Annotated in this window: 17 protein-coding genes; 11 read left to right on the forward strand and 6 right to left on the reverse strand. The window is 67.3% G+C overall.

Annotated features, from left to right (window positions below; genetic code table 11):
- The first annotated feature begins 43 nt into the window (after positions 1-43).
- Positions 44-991, forward strand: coding sequence for a diacylglycerol/lipid kinase family protein (locus tag NGR01S_RS20490; RefSeq protein ID WP_063039190.1), 948 nt, complete (start codon positions 44-46; stop codon positions 989-991).
- Between the two features lie 254 nt (positions 992-1,245).
- Positions 1,246-1,500, forward strand: a complete 255-nt coding sequence (locus NGR01S_RS30395; RefSeq protein ID WP_033243220.1) for a WhiB family transcriptional regulator — start codon at positions 1,246-1,248, stop codon at positions 1,498-1,500.
- A gap of 210 nt (positions 1,501-1,710) precedes the next feature.
- Here NGR01S_RS30395 and NGR01S_RS20495 read toward each other — a convergent pair whose 3' ends face one another.
- Both NGR01S_RS20495 and NGR01S_RS20500 read right to left on the reverse strand, forming a co-directional pair.
- Positions 1,711-3,225 (reverse strand): sensor histidine kinase, encoded by a 1,515-nt coding sequence (locus NGR01S_RS20495; RefSeq protein ID WP_063039192.1) that lies wholly within the window; start codon positions 3,223-3,225, stop codon positions 1,711-1,713.
- A gap of 416 nt (positions 3,226-3,641) precedes the next feature.
- Entirely contained in the window at positions 3,642-3,857 is a 216-nt protein-coding gene (locus NGR01S_RS20500; protein WP_063039199.1) for a biotin/lipoyl-binding carrier protein, read from the reverse strand.
- Between the two features lie 145 nt (positions 3,858-4,002).
- Between NGR01S_RS20500 and NGR01S_RS33240 the strand changes: the two genes are divergently transcribed.
- Complete coding sequence (locus NGR01S_RS33240; RefSeq protein ID WP_022597109.1) at positions 4,003-4,077, forward strand: 50S ribosomal protein bL37; 75 nt, start codon at positions 4,003-4,005, stop codon at positions 4,075-4,077.
- Positions 4,078-4,170: 93 nt separating this feature from the next.
- Here NGR01S_RS33240 and rsrA read toward each other — a convergent pair whose 3' ends face one another.
- A complete protein-coding gene (gene rsrA, locus NGR01S_RS20505; RefSeq protein WP_063039428.1) occupies positions 4,171-4,443 on the reverse strand; it encodes a mycothiol system anti-sigma-R factor in 273 nt (90 codons plus the stop codon).
- Positions 4,444-4,463: 20 nt separating this feature from the next.
- A complete protein-coding gene (locus NGR01S_RS20510; protein ID WP_085995454.1) occupies positions 4,464-5,132 on the reverse strand; it encodes a sigma-70 family RNA polymerase sigma factor in 669 nt (222 codons plus the stop codon).
- 302 nt (positions 5,133-5,434) lie between these two features.
- Here NGR01S_RS20510 and NGR01S_RS20515 point away from each other — a divergent pair, with 302 nt between their 5' ends.
- Positions 5,435-5,926, forward strand: coding sequence for an aminoacyl-tRNA deacylase (locus NGR01S_RS20515; protein WP_063039201.1), 492 nt, complete (start codon positions 5,435-5,437; stop codon positions 5,924-5,926).
- A gap of 123 nt (positions 5,927-6,049) precedes the next feature.
- Positions 6,050-6,403, forward strand: coding sequence for a hypothetical protein (locus NGR01S_RS20520; protein WP_063039203.1), 354 nt, complete (start codon positions 6,050-6,052; stop codon positions 6,401-6,403).
- A gap of 47 nt (positions 6,404-6,450) precedes the next feature.
- Here NGR01S_RS20520 and NGR01S_RS20525 read toward each other — a convergent pair whose 3' ends face one another.
- Positions 6,451-7,302, reverse strand: coding sequence for an SOS response-associated peptidase (locus NGR01S_RS20525; protein WP_063039205.1), 852 nt, complete (start codon positions 7,300-7,302; stop codon positions 6,451-6,453).
- A 183-nt stretch (positions 7,303-7,485) separates the two neighbouring features.
- On the opposite strand from NGR01S_RS20525, the gene NGR01S_RS20530 reads away from it, so the two are divergent.
- The 6 genes from NGR01S_RS20530 to NGR01S_RS20555 all read left to right on the forward strand — a co-directional run bounded on the left by NGR01S_RS20530 (position 7,486) and on the right by NGR01S_RS20555 (position 13,681).
- On the forward strand, positions 7,486-8,991 hold the full coding sequence (locus NGR01S_RS20530) for an aldehyde dehydrogenase family protein (protein WP_063039206.1): 1,506 nt from the start codon (positions 7,486-7,488) through the stop codon (positions 8,989-8,991).
- Positions 8,992-9,071: 80 nt separating this feature from the next.
- The gene (gene aroA / locus NGR01S_RS20535; RefSeq protein ID WP_063039436.1) at positions 9,072-10,382 is read left to right on the forward strand and encodes a 3-phosphoshikimate 1-carboxyvinyltransferase; all 1,311 of its coding nucleotides are present in this window, start codon (positions 9,072-9,074) and stop codon (positions 10,380-10,382) included.
- Positions 10,383-10,510: 128 nt separating this feature from the next.
- Positions 10,511-11,380, forward strand: a complete 870-nt coding sequence (rsgA, locus tag NGR01S_RS20540) for a ribosome small subunit-dependent GTPase A (protein WP_373861448.1) — start codon at positions 10,511-10,513, stop codon at positions 11,378-11,380.
- Positions 11,381-11,569: 189 nt separating this feature from the next.
- On the forward strand, positions 11,570-12,535 hold the full coding sequence (locus NGR01S_RS20545) for an SdpI family protein (protein WP_063039208.1): 966 nt from the start codon (positions 11,570-11,572) through the stop codon (positions 12,533-12,535).
- Positions 12,536-12,540: 5 nt separating this feature from the next.
- Positions 12,541-12,894, forward strand: coding sequence for a GntR family transcriptional regulator (locus NGR01S_RS20550; RefSeq protein WP_063039210.1), 354 nt, complete (start codon positions 12,541-12,543; stop codon positions 12,892-12,894).
- 397 nt (positions 12,895-13,291) lie between these two features.
- Positions 13,292-13,681, forward strand: a complete 390-nt coding sequence (locus NGR01S_RS20555) for a DUF732 domain-containing protein (RefSeq protein ID WP_063039212.1) — start codon at positions 13,292-13,294, stop codon at positions 13,679-13,681.
- Between the two features lie 88 nt (positions 13,682-13,769).
- Here the strand turns inward: NGR01S_RS20555 and secA are convergent, their stop codons facing one another.
- On the reverse strand, positions 13,770-16,616 hold the full coding sequence (gene secA / locus NGR01S_RS20560) for a preprotein translocase subunit SecA (RefSeq protein WP_084481498.1): 2,847 nt from the start codon (positions 16,614-16,616) through the stop codon (positions 13,770-13,772).
- Positions 16,617-16,710: the final 94 nt, after the last annotated feature.

The raw sequence follows: 16,710 nt of genomic DNA on the forward strand, positions 1-16,710 counted from the left end.
CTCCTCCGGCCGGACCGTCCATTCATTCCATTAAGGTGCGTAGGTGCGGACGTTGTTGATCGTCAACCCCAATGCGACCTCTACCACGGCGGCCACGCGAGATCTGCTCGCGCACGCGCTCGAGAGCCGGACCCAGCTGACGGTGGCGCACACCCAGCATCGTGGACATGCCGCGGAGTTGGCGCAGTGGGCGGCGACCAATGAGATGGATCTGATCGTGGTGCACGGCGGGGACGGGACGGTCAACGAGACCATCAACGGTTTCGTCCCGCTGCCGCAGGTGGACGACGGGCAGGTGTGGCGGCCGCGGCTCGGCATAATTCCCGGTGGTTCGGCCAATGTGTTCGCGCGGTCCCTCGATATCCGGCCGGACCCGGTGGCGGCCACCAACCAGTTGATCGATCTGCTCAAGGCCGGTGACGCCGATCGCCGAATCGGGTTGGGGCTCACCGATGATCGCTGGTTCTGCTTCAGTGCGGGCGTCGGTTTGGACGCCGATGTGTGTGCCGCGATCGATACCGCTCGGGCCAAGGGGCATGCCGCGACCCCGGCACGTTATGTGCGCACGACCGTCCGTCAATTCTTCCGCGTCAAACAGGACCGGCCCGAAGTCACGGTGCACGTTCCCGGACACGAACCTGTTTCCGGTGTTCATTACGCCTTTGTGACCAATACCAGTCCCTGGACTTATCTGAACGCCACTCCGGTGTGTACCAATCCGGGTACCCGGTTCGAAACCGGACTCGGTGTGTTCGCCGTGCGAACCATGGCGTTACTGCCTACACTGCGCCTGGCGACACAACTGCTGTCGCCGCACTCCGAGCCGAAGTCACGGAAATTGTTCCGTGACGACGACGTCCCGTCGGTGCGCATCACCAGCGCCGATCCCATCGGTCTGCAAATCGACGGCGACTTCATCGGTGAACGTGACGTGGTGGATTTCACCGCTGTGCCCAACGTCCTGGACGTGGTCGCCCCGCGGCCGGTTTGAACTGACGCATTCGGGAAATACATCTCGTTGTGCTGCAGAAACCGGCGTAGGCGAGTACAAAGGACTGCGGCAGGTCCCCGATGCGGGACTTCAGTGCGTGAGCTTCCCCACGGTGCATCGGATACCTATTGACATCTACGGTGTTCGTGAAAGCATTCACAAGCAACCGTGCGGAAACATTCAGTTCGCACAAGTGAACGACCCACCAACCGAATCGGCGCCCGGTAGCGGCGCCCTACTAAGGAGCAGAAGGAATGGACTGGCGCCATAAGGCCATCTGTCGCGACGAGGACCCTGAACTGTTTTTCCCGGTGGGCAACAGTGGTCCTGCGCTCGCGCAGATTGCCGATGCCAAGCTGGTCTGCGCTCGCTGCCCTGTGACCGCCGAATGCCTCTCCTGGGCTCTGGGATCCGGGCAGGACGCCGGCGTATGGGGCGGAATGAGTGAAGACGAGCGGCGTGCGCTCAAGCGCCGCAATGCGCGCACCCGCACTCGGACCGCCGTCTAGAGCGCAGGGAAGCGATTACCGGACCCGGCCCGGTCCGGAGAGTCGCGAGTGCCCGGCACCAGCATTCTGGTGCCGGGCTGAATCTTTTCTACGGTCCGTCGGCACGGGCACGAGACTTTACCGGAATACAGCCCCGGAAATTCCCGAGTGTTTTCCACCACAGGCGATCCCGAGCGTGCATAATTGATACCGGCGAGTTTCCGTCGGGTATCAGCGTGCCGAACGGCGCCCCAGCGGCACACGCAGTACCGCGTCGGTGCCGATATCGGACCCCGGATGCAGGCCGATGGTGCCACCCAACTCCGCCGTGACCAGCGTGCGCACGATCTGCAGGCCGAGACTGTCCGAGGACTGCAGGCTGAATCCTTCCGGCAGGCCCCGCCCGTCATCGCTGATGATCACGTCCAGCCAGCGTGCCGAACGCTCCGCGCGGATGGTCACCGTACCGTTCTGCCCGCCGTCGAAGGCGTGCTCGATGGCGTTCTGCACCAATTCGGTGAGCACCATGACCAGCGGCGTGGCCCGCTCCGCGGAGAAGACGCCCAGAGAACCGGCGCGGCGCACCGTGATCCGGGCCGTGTGCACCGTGGCGACATCCGCCATGATCGGCAACAGCCGGTCCACGACCTCATCCAGATCGACTTCCTCGTCGACGGACATGGACAGCATCTCGTGCACCGACGCGATGGAGGTCACCCGGCGCACCGATTCGGTGAGCGCCCCCCGCGCCTCCTCGTTCTCGGTACGCCGGGCCTGTAGCCGCAAGAGCGCGGCCACCGTCTGCAGATTGTTCTTCACCCGGTGGTGGATCTCGCGGATGGTGGCGTCCTTGCTGAGCAACGCCCGGTCCCGGCGTTTGACCTCGGTGACATCGCGGACCAGCACCGCCGCCCCCGCCAGTTGCCCGTGCGGCCGCAACACCAGGGTGCGCAGCAGCACGGTCGCCCCCCGCGCCTCCACCTCCATCCGGCGCCCGGTACGACCCGCCAGCGCGGCCTGGATATCCCCCACTACCTCCTGCGCGTCGAACGGGTCGGTGACCAGCGACCGAGTGGTGACAGCCAGATCCTGGCCCGCCAGATCGGCCTGCAACCCCATGCGGTGATACGCCGAAAGCGCGTTCGGGCTGGCGTAGGTGACGATCCCCTCGGTATCGAGCCGGATGAACCCGTCGCCCGCCCGCGGGCTGGAATGGGTGGCAGCCCGGTCCTCCGTGGTCGGGAACGTTCCGTCGGCGATCATCTGGCACAGATCATCGGCGCAGGCGACATAGGCGATCTCGAGCCCACTGCGCACCCGCGACCGCTGCCGGTCGGTATCCCGGCTGAGCACCGCGATCACATCGTCACCGCACCGCACCGGAATCGCCTCCCGGATCGCGTGCACCGGATGCGGGTGGTAGACCCCCTGCGCCTCCCCCTCGGTATCGGTGCGCACGATCTCCCCGCGGGTGAGCGCCTCGAACACCTGCGAATGCTCGGAATACCGGGCTGTGGTCCCGACCAGATCCTCCAGATGCACCGTCGGCGCGGTGGTCGGCCGACACTGGGCGACACATACGATATCGGCGCCGTCGTCGACCGGCCCCGCCCCCACCCACAGCAACAGATCCGAAAACGACAGGTCGGCGAGCAACTGCCAGTCCCCGACCACCCGCTGCAGATGATCCACTCCCGCCCCGGGCAGATCGGTGTGCTCGGCCAGCAGATCACTCAGTGTCGACATACTGTAATTCTGGCGCGCCTTCGGCGCGCGGGGTTGAGACCCCCTTGGTCTTGCCGTTCAGGCCTCGAGACTCGCGCTTCGCGCATGCGCTTCGAGGCCTGAACGGCGAGACGGGCCTCAACCCTTTCAGGGCCTCGCTGAACTCGGCACCGAGCGAGTGCCGCTGTGCGTGAAAGCGATCGGACGCCAGGTAGCCCGTGCGGTCGAGCCGGCCGTCGAATGCTGACGCAACCCGCATGTGTCGAGTTGTGCGAGACACAGGGTTGAGGCCCCTCCAGCCCGTTGGCCGAAGGTGATCAATGGTCGGCCTCTATAGACGATCCACCGCGCATCGCATGCGCCGAAAGCGCGAGTCCCGAGGGCCGAAACCGCGAGACCGAGGGGGCCTCGACCCCACGACGCCGCCGGCGCCAAGATCACTGCACCACGGCGATGAGGTCACCTTGCTGAAGAACCTGGCCCGGGGTGACCGCGATGGAGGCGACCTCGCCACCGACCTCGGTGATCACCGGGATCTCCATCTTCATGGATTCGAGCAGAACCAGGGTCTGGTCGATCGTCACCCGGTCCCCGACTGCGACCTCGACGGTGAGCACCGTGGACACCATCTCCGCCCGCACTTCTTCCGCCATGACACCCCGTTCGGTAGGTTCGTTCCGGTATCGGGGCCCTGCCCGCTGTACCGCCGTCGGTACAGCCAACCACACATGGAAGAATGGCCGGGATCAACATGTACTCCCCGCAGTCGCGGGATATGTCCCCAGGAGGGAGCTACCTATGGGTAAGCGTGGCCGCAAGAAGCGCAGCCGTAAGGGAAATGCCGCCAATCACGGCAAGCGTCCCAACGCCTGAGCCGACCGGCCGAGGCCGGGCAACAGACACCGAGCGGCCCGCACTTCGTCGAAGTGCGGGCCGCTCGGTGTTCGGGGCGTGGGCGGGCCGGTCTCAGGCCCGGTTCGGGTCGGCCGGGAGATCGCCGGTCCGGAAGGTCACCGCCCGGATCTCCACGCCGAGCCGTTCGCGCAGCGAATCGGGGGCCTTCTCGCCGCCGCATTTGCGGTGCAGCATGCTCTTGATCTTCTCTTCGATGCCGTAGGCCTCGATACAGGGCGCGCAGTGGTCCATATGGTGCTGGAGCCGTTCGCGGGTGCGGTCGTCGCATTCGCCGTCGAGCATGAGCCAGACGTCGGCCAGTACCGCCGTGCAGTCGAGCTCCATATCGGGGTCGTGCTCGGTGCTCACTGCTTGACCTCCTGGCGCACCGCCGCGGCGGTATCGGCATCGCCGGACTCGGACGCGGTGCGGTTGAACCCGCGTTCACGCGCCACATCGGCGAGCAAACCCTTCAGTTGTTTCCGTCCGCGATGCAAACGGGACATCACCGTACCGATAGGAGTGCCCATGATGTCGGCGATTTCCTTGTACGGGAACCCTTCGACATCGGCGTAGTACACCGCCATCCGGAACTCCTCGGGCAGTTGCACGAGGGCGGCTTTGATGTCGTCGTCGGGAAGGGCGTCGAGGGCTTCGACCTCGGCCGAACGCAGACCGGTCGAACTGTGCTCGGCGGTGGCGGCGAGCTGCCAGTCGGTGATCTCGTCGGTGGGGTACTGCGCGGGCTGGCGCTGTTTCTTCCGATACGAGTTGATGTAGGTGTTCGTGAGGATCCGGTAGAGCCAGGCCCGCAGGTTGGTGCCCTCTTTGAAGGACTTGAATCCGGCATAGGCCTTGACGTAGGTCTCCTGGACCAGGTCTTCGGCATCGGCGGGGTTACGCGTCATCCGCAGGGCAGCGCCGTAGAGCTGGTCCAGCATGGGTAGCGCGTCCCGCTCGAACCGCTGGGCCAGTTCGGCGTCGGTCTCCGGCTGCCCGGCAGGCCGCGCGTCGGCGCCGGTGTCGGTCGCCACGTCGTCCTCGCTCGTCACACGTGTCCCTTCGATCGGCTTACCTGCCAAATCTACCGGGAGCGTGAACTGCGGGAAGAACCGCGTGCGCGCCGAAGCCGGATCGTGGTGGACCGGGCGTGGTTCGACGAGAACGGGCACCGTCACTCCTTCACTCGTGCGCGGGGCCGCACCAGCGGAACCGTAGGTTCCGTCCGATGCGCTGTTTCTGCCGCGTACAACTCACTGCGCCCGCGAAGTGTTCCCCGACCACGGGAAAGTGACCTCACAGATCGGCTCGGCGCGGCCCGGGTAGGGTCCGACCCATGGCAGCAGCCGCCACTCCGGCGATCCGGGCACTGGTCACCGCCGGTGCGGCCCACACCGTGCACAGCTACGACCACGACCCGCGCGCCGGAACCTACGGTGGTGAAGCGGTCGATGTGCTGGTCGCCCGGCTCGGTGTCGCCCCGGGACAGATCTTCAAGACATTGGTGCTGGAGTTGTCCACCGGGGCGCTGGCGGTCGCGGTGCTGCCGGTTCCCGGCACGCTGTCGCCGAAGGCCGCGGCGGCGGCGCTGGGGGTGCCCAAGGCGGCGCTGGCCGACCGGGTCCGGGCCGAGCGCGGCACCGGTTACGTGCTGGGCGGTATCTCTCCGCTGGGACAGCGCAAACGCCATCCCACGGTGGTGGACGACTCCGCGCTCGGCTGGGATCGGGTGTTGTGCAGTGCGGGGCGGCGGGGCCTGGAGATCGAAGTCGCGCCCGCCGATCTGGTCCGGTTGACCGGCGCGGTCACCGCCCCGGTCACCGCCTGAGAACCGGGCGCGGGCGCCTGATCGGCCCGCTCCCCGCGTGCCGAAGGGCAATTCAGCAGGTCAGGCCGGTTCGTATGCGTTACTTGGTACGTCCGATCGTCTGACCCGAGGATGTGATGCGATATGTCCCCGCGCAAATTCGTGCGCACCGTGTTCCTCGCCGTGTCCGCGGCCGTGGCCCTGTCCCTCGGCCCGGCGGTGCTGTCGGCGCCGGCGGCCCTGGCGGCGCCGGGTGAGTTCCCGTTCGACGGCCAGGGCGGTTCGAAGAGCGAATCGGAGAACCGCACCCCGGAGAACCGCGACCAGGAGAACCGCGCCCTGGAGAACGATCTCGGTAAGCGCGTCGAGGAGGCCGGCGAGCGCGCCGAGGAAGCCGGCGGCGGAATGGTGACCCAGGCCATCGATATGAGCGCCGATATGTTGAAATGCGGCCTGCATATCGCCACTCCGGCGATCGAGTGCCCCCTGAACAGCTGAACCCCGTATCCGCCCGGGGCGATTCGCCGTCCCGGGCGGATACGAGTTCACAGCAGGGTGGTCTGCTCCGCCGCATCCGGGGCGGGCGCCAGTAGTTCCGGCCCGTTGTTCTTCACACTGTTCACCAGGGTCGACACCGGCCGGGCCGTGATCGCGGCCGCCAGGGCCTCGCTGGGCGGCCCGAGCAGATCGGCGGGGGCGCGGTGATCGGGGTCGAGCCAGGCGTCCCAGTGTTCGCGGGGCATGGGCAGCGGCATCCGGTCGTGGATCCGGGTGAGGTCACCGATGGCGTCGGTGGTGAGGATGGTGCACGACAGCAGCGGTTGCGGATCGTCGAGCGACCGGTCCCGCCAGACCGACCACAGCCCCGCCATGTACAGCCGCTCACCGTCCGGACGAGACATGAAGTACGGGTGTTTGACCATTTTGGGCTTCTTCCCGTTGCCCGGCCCCGCCGGATCGGGCTCGACGAGCCATTCGTACCAGCCGTCCATCGGGACCAGGCAGCGCCGGTATTTCACCGCGTCCCGGAAGGACGGGAGCTCCGCCGCCCGGTCCGCCCGGGCGTTGAACAGCGGCTTCCCCTTCACCGGGACTCCCGGTTCGGCGGCTTTGCTCCAGTGTGGAATCAATCCCCAGCGCATCCGCCGGATACGGCGGCTCGGTGTGTCGTCGGGGTGTTCGTGGGTATGCCGGTCCACGACCGTGACGATCTGCGTCGTCGGCGCGACGTTGTAGTTCACGCCGGGCACCCGGGCGCCGGTGTTCGCCCCCTCCCCGGCCGCCGGCCCGGCACCGCCCGGCGCTTCGTAGCCGCCGGAGGCCCCGGTTTCGTCGAGGGCGTCCAACTCGACCGCGAGCCGGCCGGGATCCGTCGTTGTCGCATACCGTCCGCACATCTTCCGATACTTACACCGAATACCGACAGATCAAGACAATCCCGGCCCCGTCCGCAACAATGAGAGCAGCACTTGGTGACGTGTTGAGAGTTATGCCTTAGCATCCTCTCACCGAGGACGCGGCGGTCACAGGCTGCCCGTCCACGCGCGCAGCTACCGCCCTACTTCCGCAGAGGAGAACCTGTGACAACCACCGAAAACGCCACCGAGAAAGAATCGGTGCTCACCTCGGTCGATCCGGCCACAGGAGCCACCCTGGCCACGTACTCGATCGCCGACGAGAAGGCGGTCGGCGCGGCTGTCGCGAAGGCGCGCGCCGCCGCGCCGGTCTGGGAGGATCTGGGTTTCGACGGCCGGAAGAAGGCCCTGCTGCGCTGGTCCAGCCGGCTGGTCACCAAATCCGACGAATTCTGCGCGCTCATCCACGCCGAGAACGGTAAACCGCTCGACGACGCTTTTCTGGAACTGATGCTCGCGCTCGAGCACATCGCCTGGGCGGCCAAGCACGCCAAGAAGGTCCTGTCCCCCCAGAAGATCCCCTCGGGCCCGCTGATGGCGAACTTCTCGGCCCGCATCGAATACCGGCCGCTGGGTGTCATCGGCGTGATCGGACCGTGGAACTATCCCGTCTACACCCCTAACGGGTCGCTGGCCTACGCCCTGGCCGCCGGTAACACCGTGGTGTTCAAGCCGTCGGAATTCTCCACCGGAATCGGCAATTTTCTCGCGGAGGCATTCTCCGAGGCCAATCCGGAACTGCCCGAGGGCGTTTTCGTCGCGATCAACGGTTTCGGCGCGACCGGTGCCGCGCTGGTGAAATCGGATGTGGACAAGATCGCGTTCACCGGTTCGGCCGCCACCGGACGCAAGATCATGGCCTCGGCCGCCGAGAACCTCACCCCGGTGCTGCTGGAATGCGGCGGTAAAGACCCCGTGATCGTGGCGGCGGACGCGGATGTGAAGGCCGCCGCCGACGCCATCGCCTGGGGCGCCACCTCGAACAGCGGCCAGACCTGCGCCGGCGTGGAACGCGTCTACGTGGACAAGTCGGTCAAGGAGGAGTTCCTCGCCGAACTGACCCGCATCCTGAAGGATGTGAAACCGGGTTCGGACAAGGACGCCGCCTACGGTCCGATGACCATGCCGAGCCAGATCGACATCGTCAAGAAGCATATCGACGCGGCCCTGGCCAGCGGCGGCAAAGCCCTGCTGGGCGGCCCCGAATCGATCAAGGGCCCTTTCATCGAACCGGTCGTGCTGGTGGACGTGGACGAGGACTCGGCGGCGGTCAAGGAGGAGACCTTCGGACCGACGGTGACCGTCACCACGGTGAACAGCATCGACGAGGCCGTGGATCTCGCCAACAACACCACCTTCGGCCTGGCCTCCGCGGTCTACTCGAAGAAGCAGGGACTCGAGATCGCCCGGCGGCTGAAGGTCGGCGCGACATCGGTGAACTCGGTCCTCGGCTTCGCCGCCATCCCCGGGCTGCCCTTCGGCGGCAGCGCCGATTCCGGTATCGGTCGTATCCACGGTGAGCCGGGTATGCGCGAATTCGCCCGGCCGCATTCGATCGCGGTGCAGCGCTTCACGATTCCCGGGATGGCGTTGCAGAGCTACCGCCGCACCCAGGCGAACATGAAGATGCTGCGCCGAATGGTTCCGCTGCTGCACGGCCGGAACAAGTAGTCCGGCCACCACAGGTGCGAACGCGATCGGTGGTGCCCGGCGACACACTGACGAGCACCACCGATACGCCTGTCGGCCCGATGCGCCAAGATGGTCTGGTGAGTTTCTGGCCAGCGCCCCATGTCGATGCCCCAGTGCATGCGACCGTCACCCTGCCCGGCTCCAAATCGATCACGAACAGAGCGCTGGTCCTGGCGGCGCTCGCCGATGGTCCCTCGACCATCACCGGAGCCCTGCGCAGCCGTGACACCGGTCTGATGATCGCCGCGCTACGTGCCCTGGGCACCCAGATCATCGGCGACGCCGACACCCTGGCCGTCACCCCCGCGCCGCTCCGGGGCGGTCGGGTCGACTGCGGCCTGGCCGGCACCGTGATGCGTTTCGTGCCCCCGGTGGCGACCCTCGCGGTGAGCGAAACGGCCTTCGACGGCGATATCGCCGCCCGGGTCCGCCCGCTGCGCACCATCCTCGACGCCTTGCGCGGACTCGGCGCGGATATCGAGGGGGACGCCCTGCCGTTCACCGTGCGCGGGACCGGCGCCCTGCGCGGTGGCGCCATCACCATCGACGCCTCCGGTTCTTCGCAGTTCGTCTCCGGTCTGCTGTTGTCGGGCGCCCGTTTCGACGAGGGCGTAATGGTGCGTCACTCCGGGAGCGCGCTGCCCTCCATGCCGCATATCGAGATGACGGTCGAGATGCTGCGCCGCGCCGATGTCGTGGTCGAGGCGCCGACCGACGTCCGGGGCGAACAGACCTGGACCGTGTCCCCCGGCCCGATCCGCGCGGTCGACTGGACGGTCGAGCCGGACCTGTCCAATGCCACCCCGTTTCTGGCCGCGGCCGCGGTCACCGGCGGCCGTGTCAGCATTCCGCACTGGCCGCGGCTGACCACACAGGCCGGCGATGTGATCCGGGAGATCCTGGTACGGATGGGCGCCGAGGCAGGTTTCAGTGACGGCGCACTCACGGTGACCGGTCCGGACCGGCTGGCCGGTATCGATATCGATCTGCACGATGTGGGCGAGCTGACTCCGACCGTCGCGGCGCTGGCGGCACTGGCCGATTCGGCGTCCCGGCTGCGGGGCATCGCCCATCTGCGCGGACACGAAACCGACCGGCTGGCCGCACTGTCCACCGAGATCAACCGGCTCGGCGGGCAGGTGTCCGAAACCGAGGACGGACTGGAGATCGTCCCCGCCCCACTGCACGGCGGCCGCTGGCATTCCTACGCCGACCACCGGATGGCCACGGCGGGCGCGATTCTCGGACTCGCCGTACCGGGGATCGAGATCGAGGACATCGGGACGACGGCCAAAACCCTGCCCGATTTCGTCGCCCTGTGGGAATCGATGCTCGACCCGCGGTCGGCCGAACCGGGAGCGGCTCACTGAGCCGGCGCGGCCGCACCACCGCCTCCTACGACGAATCCGATGTCCGGGTGCGTCCCGGGCGGAGTTCGCGGCCGCGGACCAAGACCCGCCCGGAACACCGCGATGCGCAGCCGGCGATGGTGGTGTCGGTGGACCGGGGGCGTTGGGGGTGCGTGCTCGACGGCGATCCGCAGCGTCCGCTGGTGGCCATGCGGGCCCGGGAACTGGGGCGCACGCCCATCGTTGTCGGTGATCGGGTCGAGGTGGTCGGCGACCTGTCCGGGCGGCCCGACACCCTCGCGCGGATCATCCGGGTCACCGAGCGCACCACCGTGCTGCGGCGCACCGCCGACGACACCGATCCGTTCGAGCGGGTGGTGGTCGGAAACGCGGAGAAGTTGTTCATCGTGGTGGCGCTGGCCGATCCGCCGCCGCGTACCGGGTTCGTCGAGCGGGCCATGGTGGCCGCCTACGCGGGCGGGCTGGAACCGGTCCTGTGTCTCACCAAACACGACCTTGCCGGCGACTCGGATTTCGCGACCGCATTCGACGATCTGGACCTGACCATTGTCTACGCGGGCATCGACGACCCCCTTGATACGACATCGGCCCTGCTCACCGGCCATCTCACCTGTTTCCTGGGGCATTCCGGGGTGGGGAAATCCACCCTGGTCAACCGCCTGGTTCCCGACGCCGCGCGGGCGGTCGGCGAGGTGTCCGGGGTCGGCAAGGGCAAGCACACCTCCACCCAATCGGTCGCGCTGGCGCTGCCGGATGGCGGCTGGGTCATCGACACGCCGGGTATCCGGTCGTTCGGCCTCGCCCACATCACGCCCGACGATGTGATCGCGGCCTTCACCGACCTCGCCGCGGCGATCGAGGACTGCCCACGCGGTTGTACACATCTGGGCCCGCCCGCCGATCCGGAATGCGCGCTGGACGAACTCCCGGACAAGGCGCGGCGAGTGGCCGCGATCCGCCGTCTGCTGGTCGCGCTGAACTGCAACGACCAGTGGTGAGCATGCCGGTTACGGCAGCCGGTCGTTCTTCCGCGTCCCTCGGTGCCCGGGGTTTCGGCGTCTTGGGCGGAACTCGGTCTTCCACCAGCGGCCGGGTGTGCATCGCCGGCCGCGCGCTGACGTACGCGGGACCACCCAAACCGCCAGTTGCACCGTTTGTTATGGTTTAATCATAACAAGGAGGTACCCATGACCAACCTGACCTCGCTCCGGCTCTGCCTACTCGCCGGACTCCCACCGATCCTGTCCGCCGTGCCCAACATCGTGTTGCTGGCCGCGGCGGCCGACCGACTGCCCGACCCGCTGGCCACCCATTTCACCGCCGACGGCGCCGACGGCTTCACCGGCCGGGTAACGACGATGTTCGTCTCCGCCGGTCTGGGCCTCGGCCTGGGAGTCATTTTCGCCGCGATCCTCATGGTGGGCGTACGCACCAACGCGCGCCGGGCCGATACTCCCCTGGACCCCATCCGGTCACTGGTCGCCACGGCCTGGGGTGTGGGCGGATTCGTCGGCGCCATCCTGCTGGCGGGCACCATCGCCAACTTGGATGCCGTCGATCCCACGCGGGTCACGCTCTCGGGCTGGGCGTTCGCGGCCGCGGCGGCCGCCGGGCTACTGTTCGGTGCGGCGGGCTGGCTGGCCGCACCGGCGAGCCCGGTGACACCCGGCCCGGCACCGGCCGAACCCCTCCCACTCGGGCGTTCCGAACGCGTCAGCTGGTCTCGGCGGGCGGTGTCGCCGTGGATGCTGTTGACCGGTGTGGTCGCTGTGCTCATGGGGGTGGTGGTCGGACTCGTCGCCCAGCCGCTGGCCGGTGTGCTACTGGCGTTCACCGGGGTGCTGCTCGCGCACCTGGCGCTGCTGCGGGTGGTCGTGGACCAGCGCGGTCTCACCGTGGGGACCGGCGTGCTGGGCTGGCCGCGGTGGCGACTGCGGCCCGGTGACATCACGGAGGTATCGGCCGACGACATCTCCCCCCTCCAGTACGGCGGGTACGGTATCCGGATGATCCCGGGCGCCACGGCCGTGGTGCTACGCGCCGGGCCCGGCATCGTGGTGACCCGCCGCTCGGGGCGCCGGTTCGTGGTCTCGGTCGACGACGCCGGCACGGGTGCGGGTGTCCTGGCCGGTGTCGTCGCACGGGCGGACTGACCCCGGTGCTGATCCGTGTCGACCCGGCGCGGTCCGAACCGCTGGCCGACCAGATCGCGGCCTGTGTCCGGCGCGCGATCGCCGACGGTGCCGCGCCCGCCGGTACCCGGCTGCCCGGCGCCCGGGAACTCGCGGCATCGTTGGACGTCAGTATCCACACCGTGCTCGCGGGATATCAGCGGTTGCGCGACGAGGGGCTGATCGAACTCCGCCGCGGGCGCGGTGCCACGGTCCGCGCCGGAACACCGGACGGGCGGGCGGCGGTGGTCGAACTCGCCCGGCAACTCGTGGACGCGGCCCGTCGCATCGACCTCGACGAGACCGAACTGCTCGACCTCGTCCGCGCCGCCGCGCGCTGACCGCGCCCGCGCTGCGCTCGCCGCCGGGCGCGGCGTAGCTGCGCGGCTGGGTCGCTCGATGTTCGGCCGCGCGGTCGGGTCGATATGGGGATGCGCTGACCCCGAGCCGAGTATCAACGTGCGGTCGCCGTCACGCCCGGCTGCGGGCGGGCACGGTCAGCGGACACGCCAGGTCAACCAATATTCCCGAAAATCGATCAGGCAAATTCATGGGATGTTCGGCGACGCACGGCGAATCAGCAAACCGCGGGCTTCCCGCCGCGTTAATATGCGGCGCGCACCGAAGTTATTCGGCCGAGACGGCACCGAGACGTCGGCGCGACAGTCCGGGTCCGAGCCGTCGCGGCGGGCCTCGCCGGCCCCAACAACCCGTCCCGCACCAACGAACACAGAAGGAATGATGCTCAAAATCCTGACCATCGGCGCGGTCACGGCCGCGCTCGTGTTCGGCAGCTTCTCCAGTGCCTCGGCACACCCGCCCGCCGCCTCGCGGCCGGGTTCGGCGGGTGTGCACAGCCCGGCGGGCAAGGACGATTCCGTCGCGCAACTACCCTTCACCGACCGAGAATTCCTCCGCGCCAGTGCGTTCGACGACGAGACCCGACAACTACAGGACGCGGCGATCGCCCTCGCCCACGCCCAATGCGATTACCTCGGCACCTCCGGCAACACCCCGGCGAACCGTGCCTATCTCGCCGAGGAAGCGCGGCCGTTCGTGGAATACCCCTACTTGTTCCTGGAAGCCGCGGTCGGCACCTACTGCCCGCAGCACACCGCGCTGGACTGAACAGCGACCCACGCGGCGTTCCGGCCACCCCTGACGGCAACGACGGCGCCGCTCCCGACATCCGGGAGCGGCGCCGCCTGTTACCAGCTCAGTGCTTACGCCGGGTCTTGGGACCGCGGCCCTGTTTCGTCTGCGCCCGGGCCGCCTCGCGGCGTTCCCGCCGGGTGCCCGGCGTCTGCCCGTCGGAGCCGTACTCCTCCGCGTCGCTGTGCACCGCGGTGCGGCCGCCCTCGTCCGGCCCCGAGTAGCTCAGGCCCCGCGGGCCCGAATCGTCGATACCGCGGGCGCGCAGGGCCGGCGGCGCGCCATTGAGGATCGGCAGCTTCTCGGTGGGGTACTGGCTCTCCGGCGGCACCGGCTGCGAGCCGATCGGGGAACGCAGACCCTGGCCCACCTGGACACCGTCGGGTTGCGGCTGCTGGACCTCCACCTGGACGTTGAACAGGATGCCGACGGCATCCTCCTTCAACCCCTCCAGCATGTTGGAGAACATATCGAAACCCTCGCGCTGGTATTCCACCAGCGGATCACGCTGGGCCATCGCGCGCAGGCCGATGCCTTCCTTCAGGTAGTCCATCTCGTAGAGGTGCTCACGCCACTTCCGGTCCAGCACCGACAGCAGCACCTGGCGTTCCAGGGTGCGCATACTGCCCTCGCCGGCCAGGCCGTCGATCTCGGACTCACGCCGCTCGTAGGCGGAGTGCGCGTCATCGAGGAGGGTTTCGAGCAAATCCTCACGGGTGATCTCCCCGGCCTCACCGACCTCGGTCTCACCGGTGATGTCGCGGTGGTTCAGGCTCACCGGGTAGAGCGTTCTCAACGCTCCCCACAGTTTGTCGAGATCCCAGTCCTCCACGTAACCCTCGGCGGTGGCCCCGTCCACATAGGCGGTGATCACGTCGGTGATCATGCTCTGGACCTGACCCTCCATATCCTCGCCGCGCAGGATCTGGTTGCGCTCGTTGTAGATGACGGTGCGCTGCTGGTTCATCACCTCGTCGTATTTGAGCACGTTCTTACGGATCTCGAAGTTCTGCTGCTCGACCTGGGTCTGCGCGCTCTTGATGGCCTTGGAGACCATCTTCGCCTCGATCGGCACATCGTCGGGCAGATTGAGCCGAGTCATGATCGACTCCAGCGCCGCGCCGTTGAAACGGCGCATGAGCTCGTCGCCGAGCGACAGGTAGAACCGCGATTCGCCCGGGTCGCCCTGGCGACCGGACCGGCCGCGCAGCTGGTTGTCGATACGCCGGGAGTCGTGGCGCTCGGTACCGAGCACATAGAGGCCGCCGGCCTCCTTGACCGCCTCGGCGTCCTCGGCGACCTGCTTCTTCACCTTCTCCAGCGCGTGGAACCAGTTGGCCTGGTATTCCTCGGGGGTGTTCACCGGGTCCAGGCCCTGCTGGCGCAGCAGGGTGTCGGTGATGATGTCGGGGTTGCCACCGAGCACGATATCGGTACCGCGGCCGGCCATATTCGTCGCGACGGTCACCGTGCCGGGGCGGCCCGCCTCCGCGATGATCTGCGCTTCCTTCTCATGGAACTTCGCGTTCAGCACATTGTGCGGAACACCGCGCTTGGTGAGCTGCTTGGACAGATACTCCGACCGGTCCACGCTGGTGGTACCGATCAGAACCGGCTGGCCCGCCTGGTGGCGCTCCACCACGTCGTCGACCACGGCGTTGAATTTCGCCTCTTCGGTCTTGTAGATCAGGTCGGCCTGGTCGATACGGACCGGCGGCTTGTTGGTCGGGATCGGGATGACACCCAGGCTGTAGATCTGATGCAACTCGGCCGCCTCGGTCTCGGCGGTACCGGTCATCCCGGAGAGCTTGTCGTAGAGGCGGAAGTAGTTCTGCAGCGTGATGGTGGCCAGGGTCTGGTTCTCCGGCTGGATCTCGACCCCTTCCTTGGCCTCGATCGCCTGGTGCATACCCTCGTTGTACCGGCGGCCGACCAGGATGCGCCCGGTGAACTCGTCGACGATGATCACCTCGCCGTCGCGGACGATGTAGTCCTTGTCCTTGGTGTAGAGCTCCTTGGCCTTGACGGAGTTGTTCAGGTAGCTCACCAGCGGGGAGTTGGCGGCCTCGTACAGATTGTCGATACCGAGCTGGTCCTCGACGAATTCCACACCCGCCTCGTGCACGCCGATGGTGCGTTTCTTGATATCGACCTCGTAGTGGAGATCTTTTTTCAGAAGCGAGGCAATTCGGGCGAATTCGGCATACCACTTGCTGGAGGCGTCCGCGGGACCGGAGATGATGAGCGGAGTACGCGCCTCGTCGATCAGAATCGAGTCGACCTCGTCGACCACGGCGAAATTGTGGCCGCGCTGAACCAGATCGTCCAGCGAATGGGTCATATTGTCGCGCAGATAGTCGAAGCCGAATTCGTTGTTGGTGCCGTAGGTGATATCGGCACCGTAGGCCTCGCGCCGCTGCGGCGGCGTCATACCGGCCAGGATCGCACCCACCTCGAGGCCCAGGAAACGGTGCACCCGGCCCATCCACTCGGAGTCACGTTTGGCCAGATAGTCGTTGGTGGTGACGATATGCACGCCGTCACCGCTGATCGCGTTCAGGTAGGCCGGCAGCACCGACGTCAGAGTTTTGCCCTCACCGGTCTTCATCTCGGCGATATTGCCCAGATGCAGCGCCGCGCCACCCATGATCTGCACTTTGTAGTGCTTCTGCTGCAATACCCGCCATGAGGCCTCGCGTGCCACCGCGAATGCCTCCAACAGCAGGTCGTCGAGCGATTCCCCGTCGGCATAGCGCTCGCGGAATTCGTCGGTTTTGGCACGCAGCTCGGTATCGGTGAGGTCGGAGTAGTCGCCCTCGAGCCCGATCACCTCGTCGGCGAGATGGGAGAGGCGCTTGACCATGCGACCCTCACCAAAACGTAGCAACCTCGTCAGTGTCAGCGCAGGCACGAGTCTCGTCAGTCCTCTGGGTCGGTTTCGGCTCCGATGTCGGCGGCGCGCGGCCCGACGAGGGGCCACGAAGCCGCAGCTTGCTTCATGGTAA

The organism is Nocardia grenadensis NBRC 108939 (genome assembly GCF_001613445.1).
GTDB lineage: Bacteria > Actinomycetota > Actinomycetes > Mycobacteriales > Mycobacteriaceae > Nocardia > Nocardia grenadensis.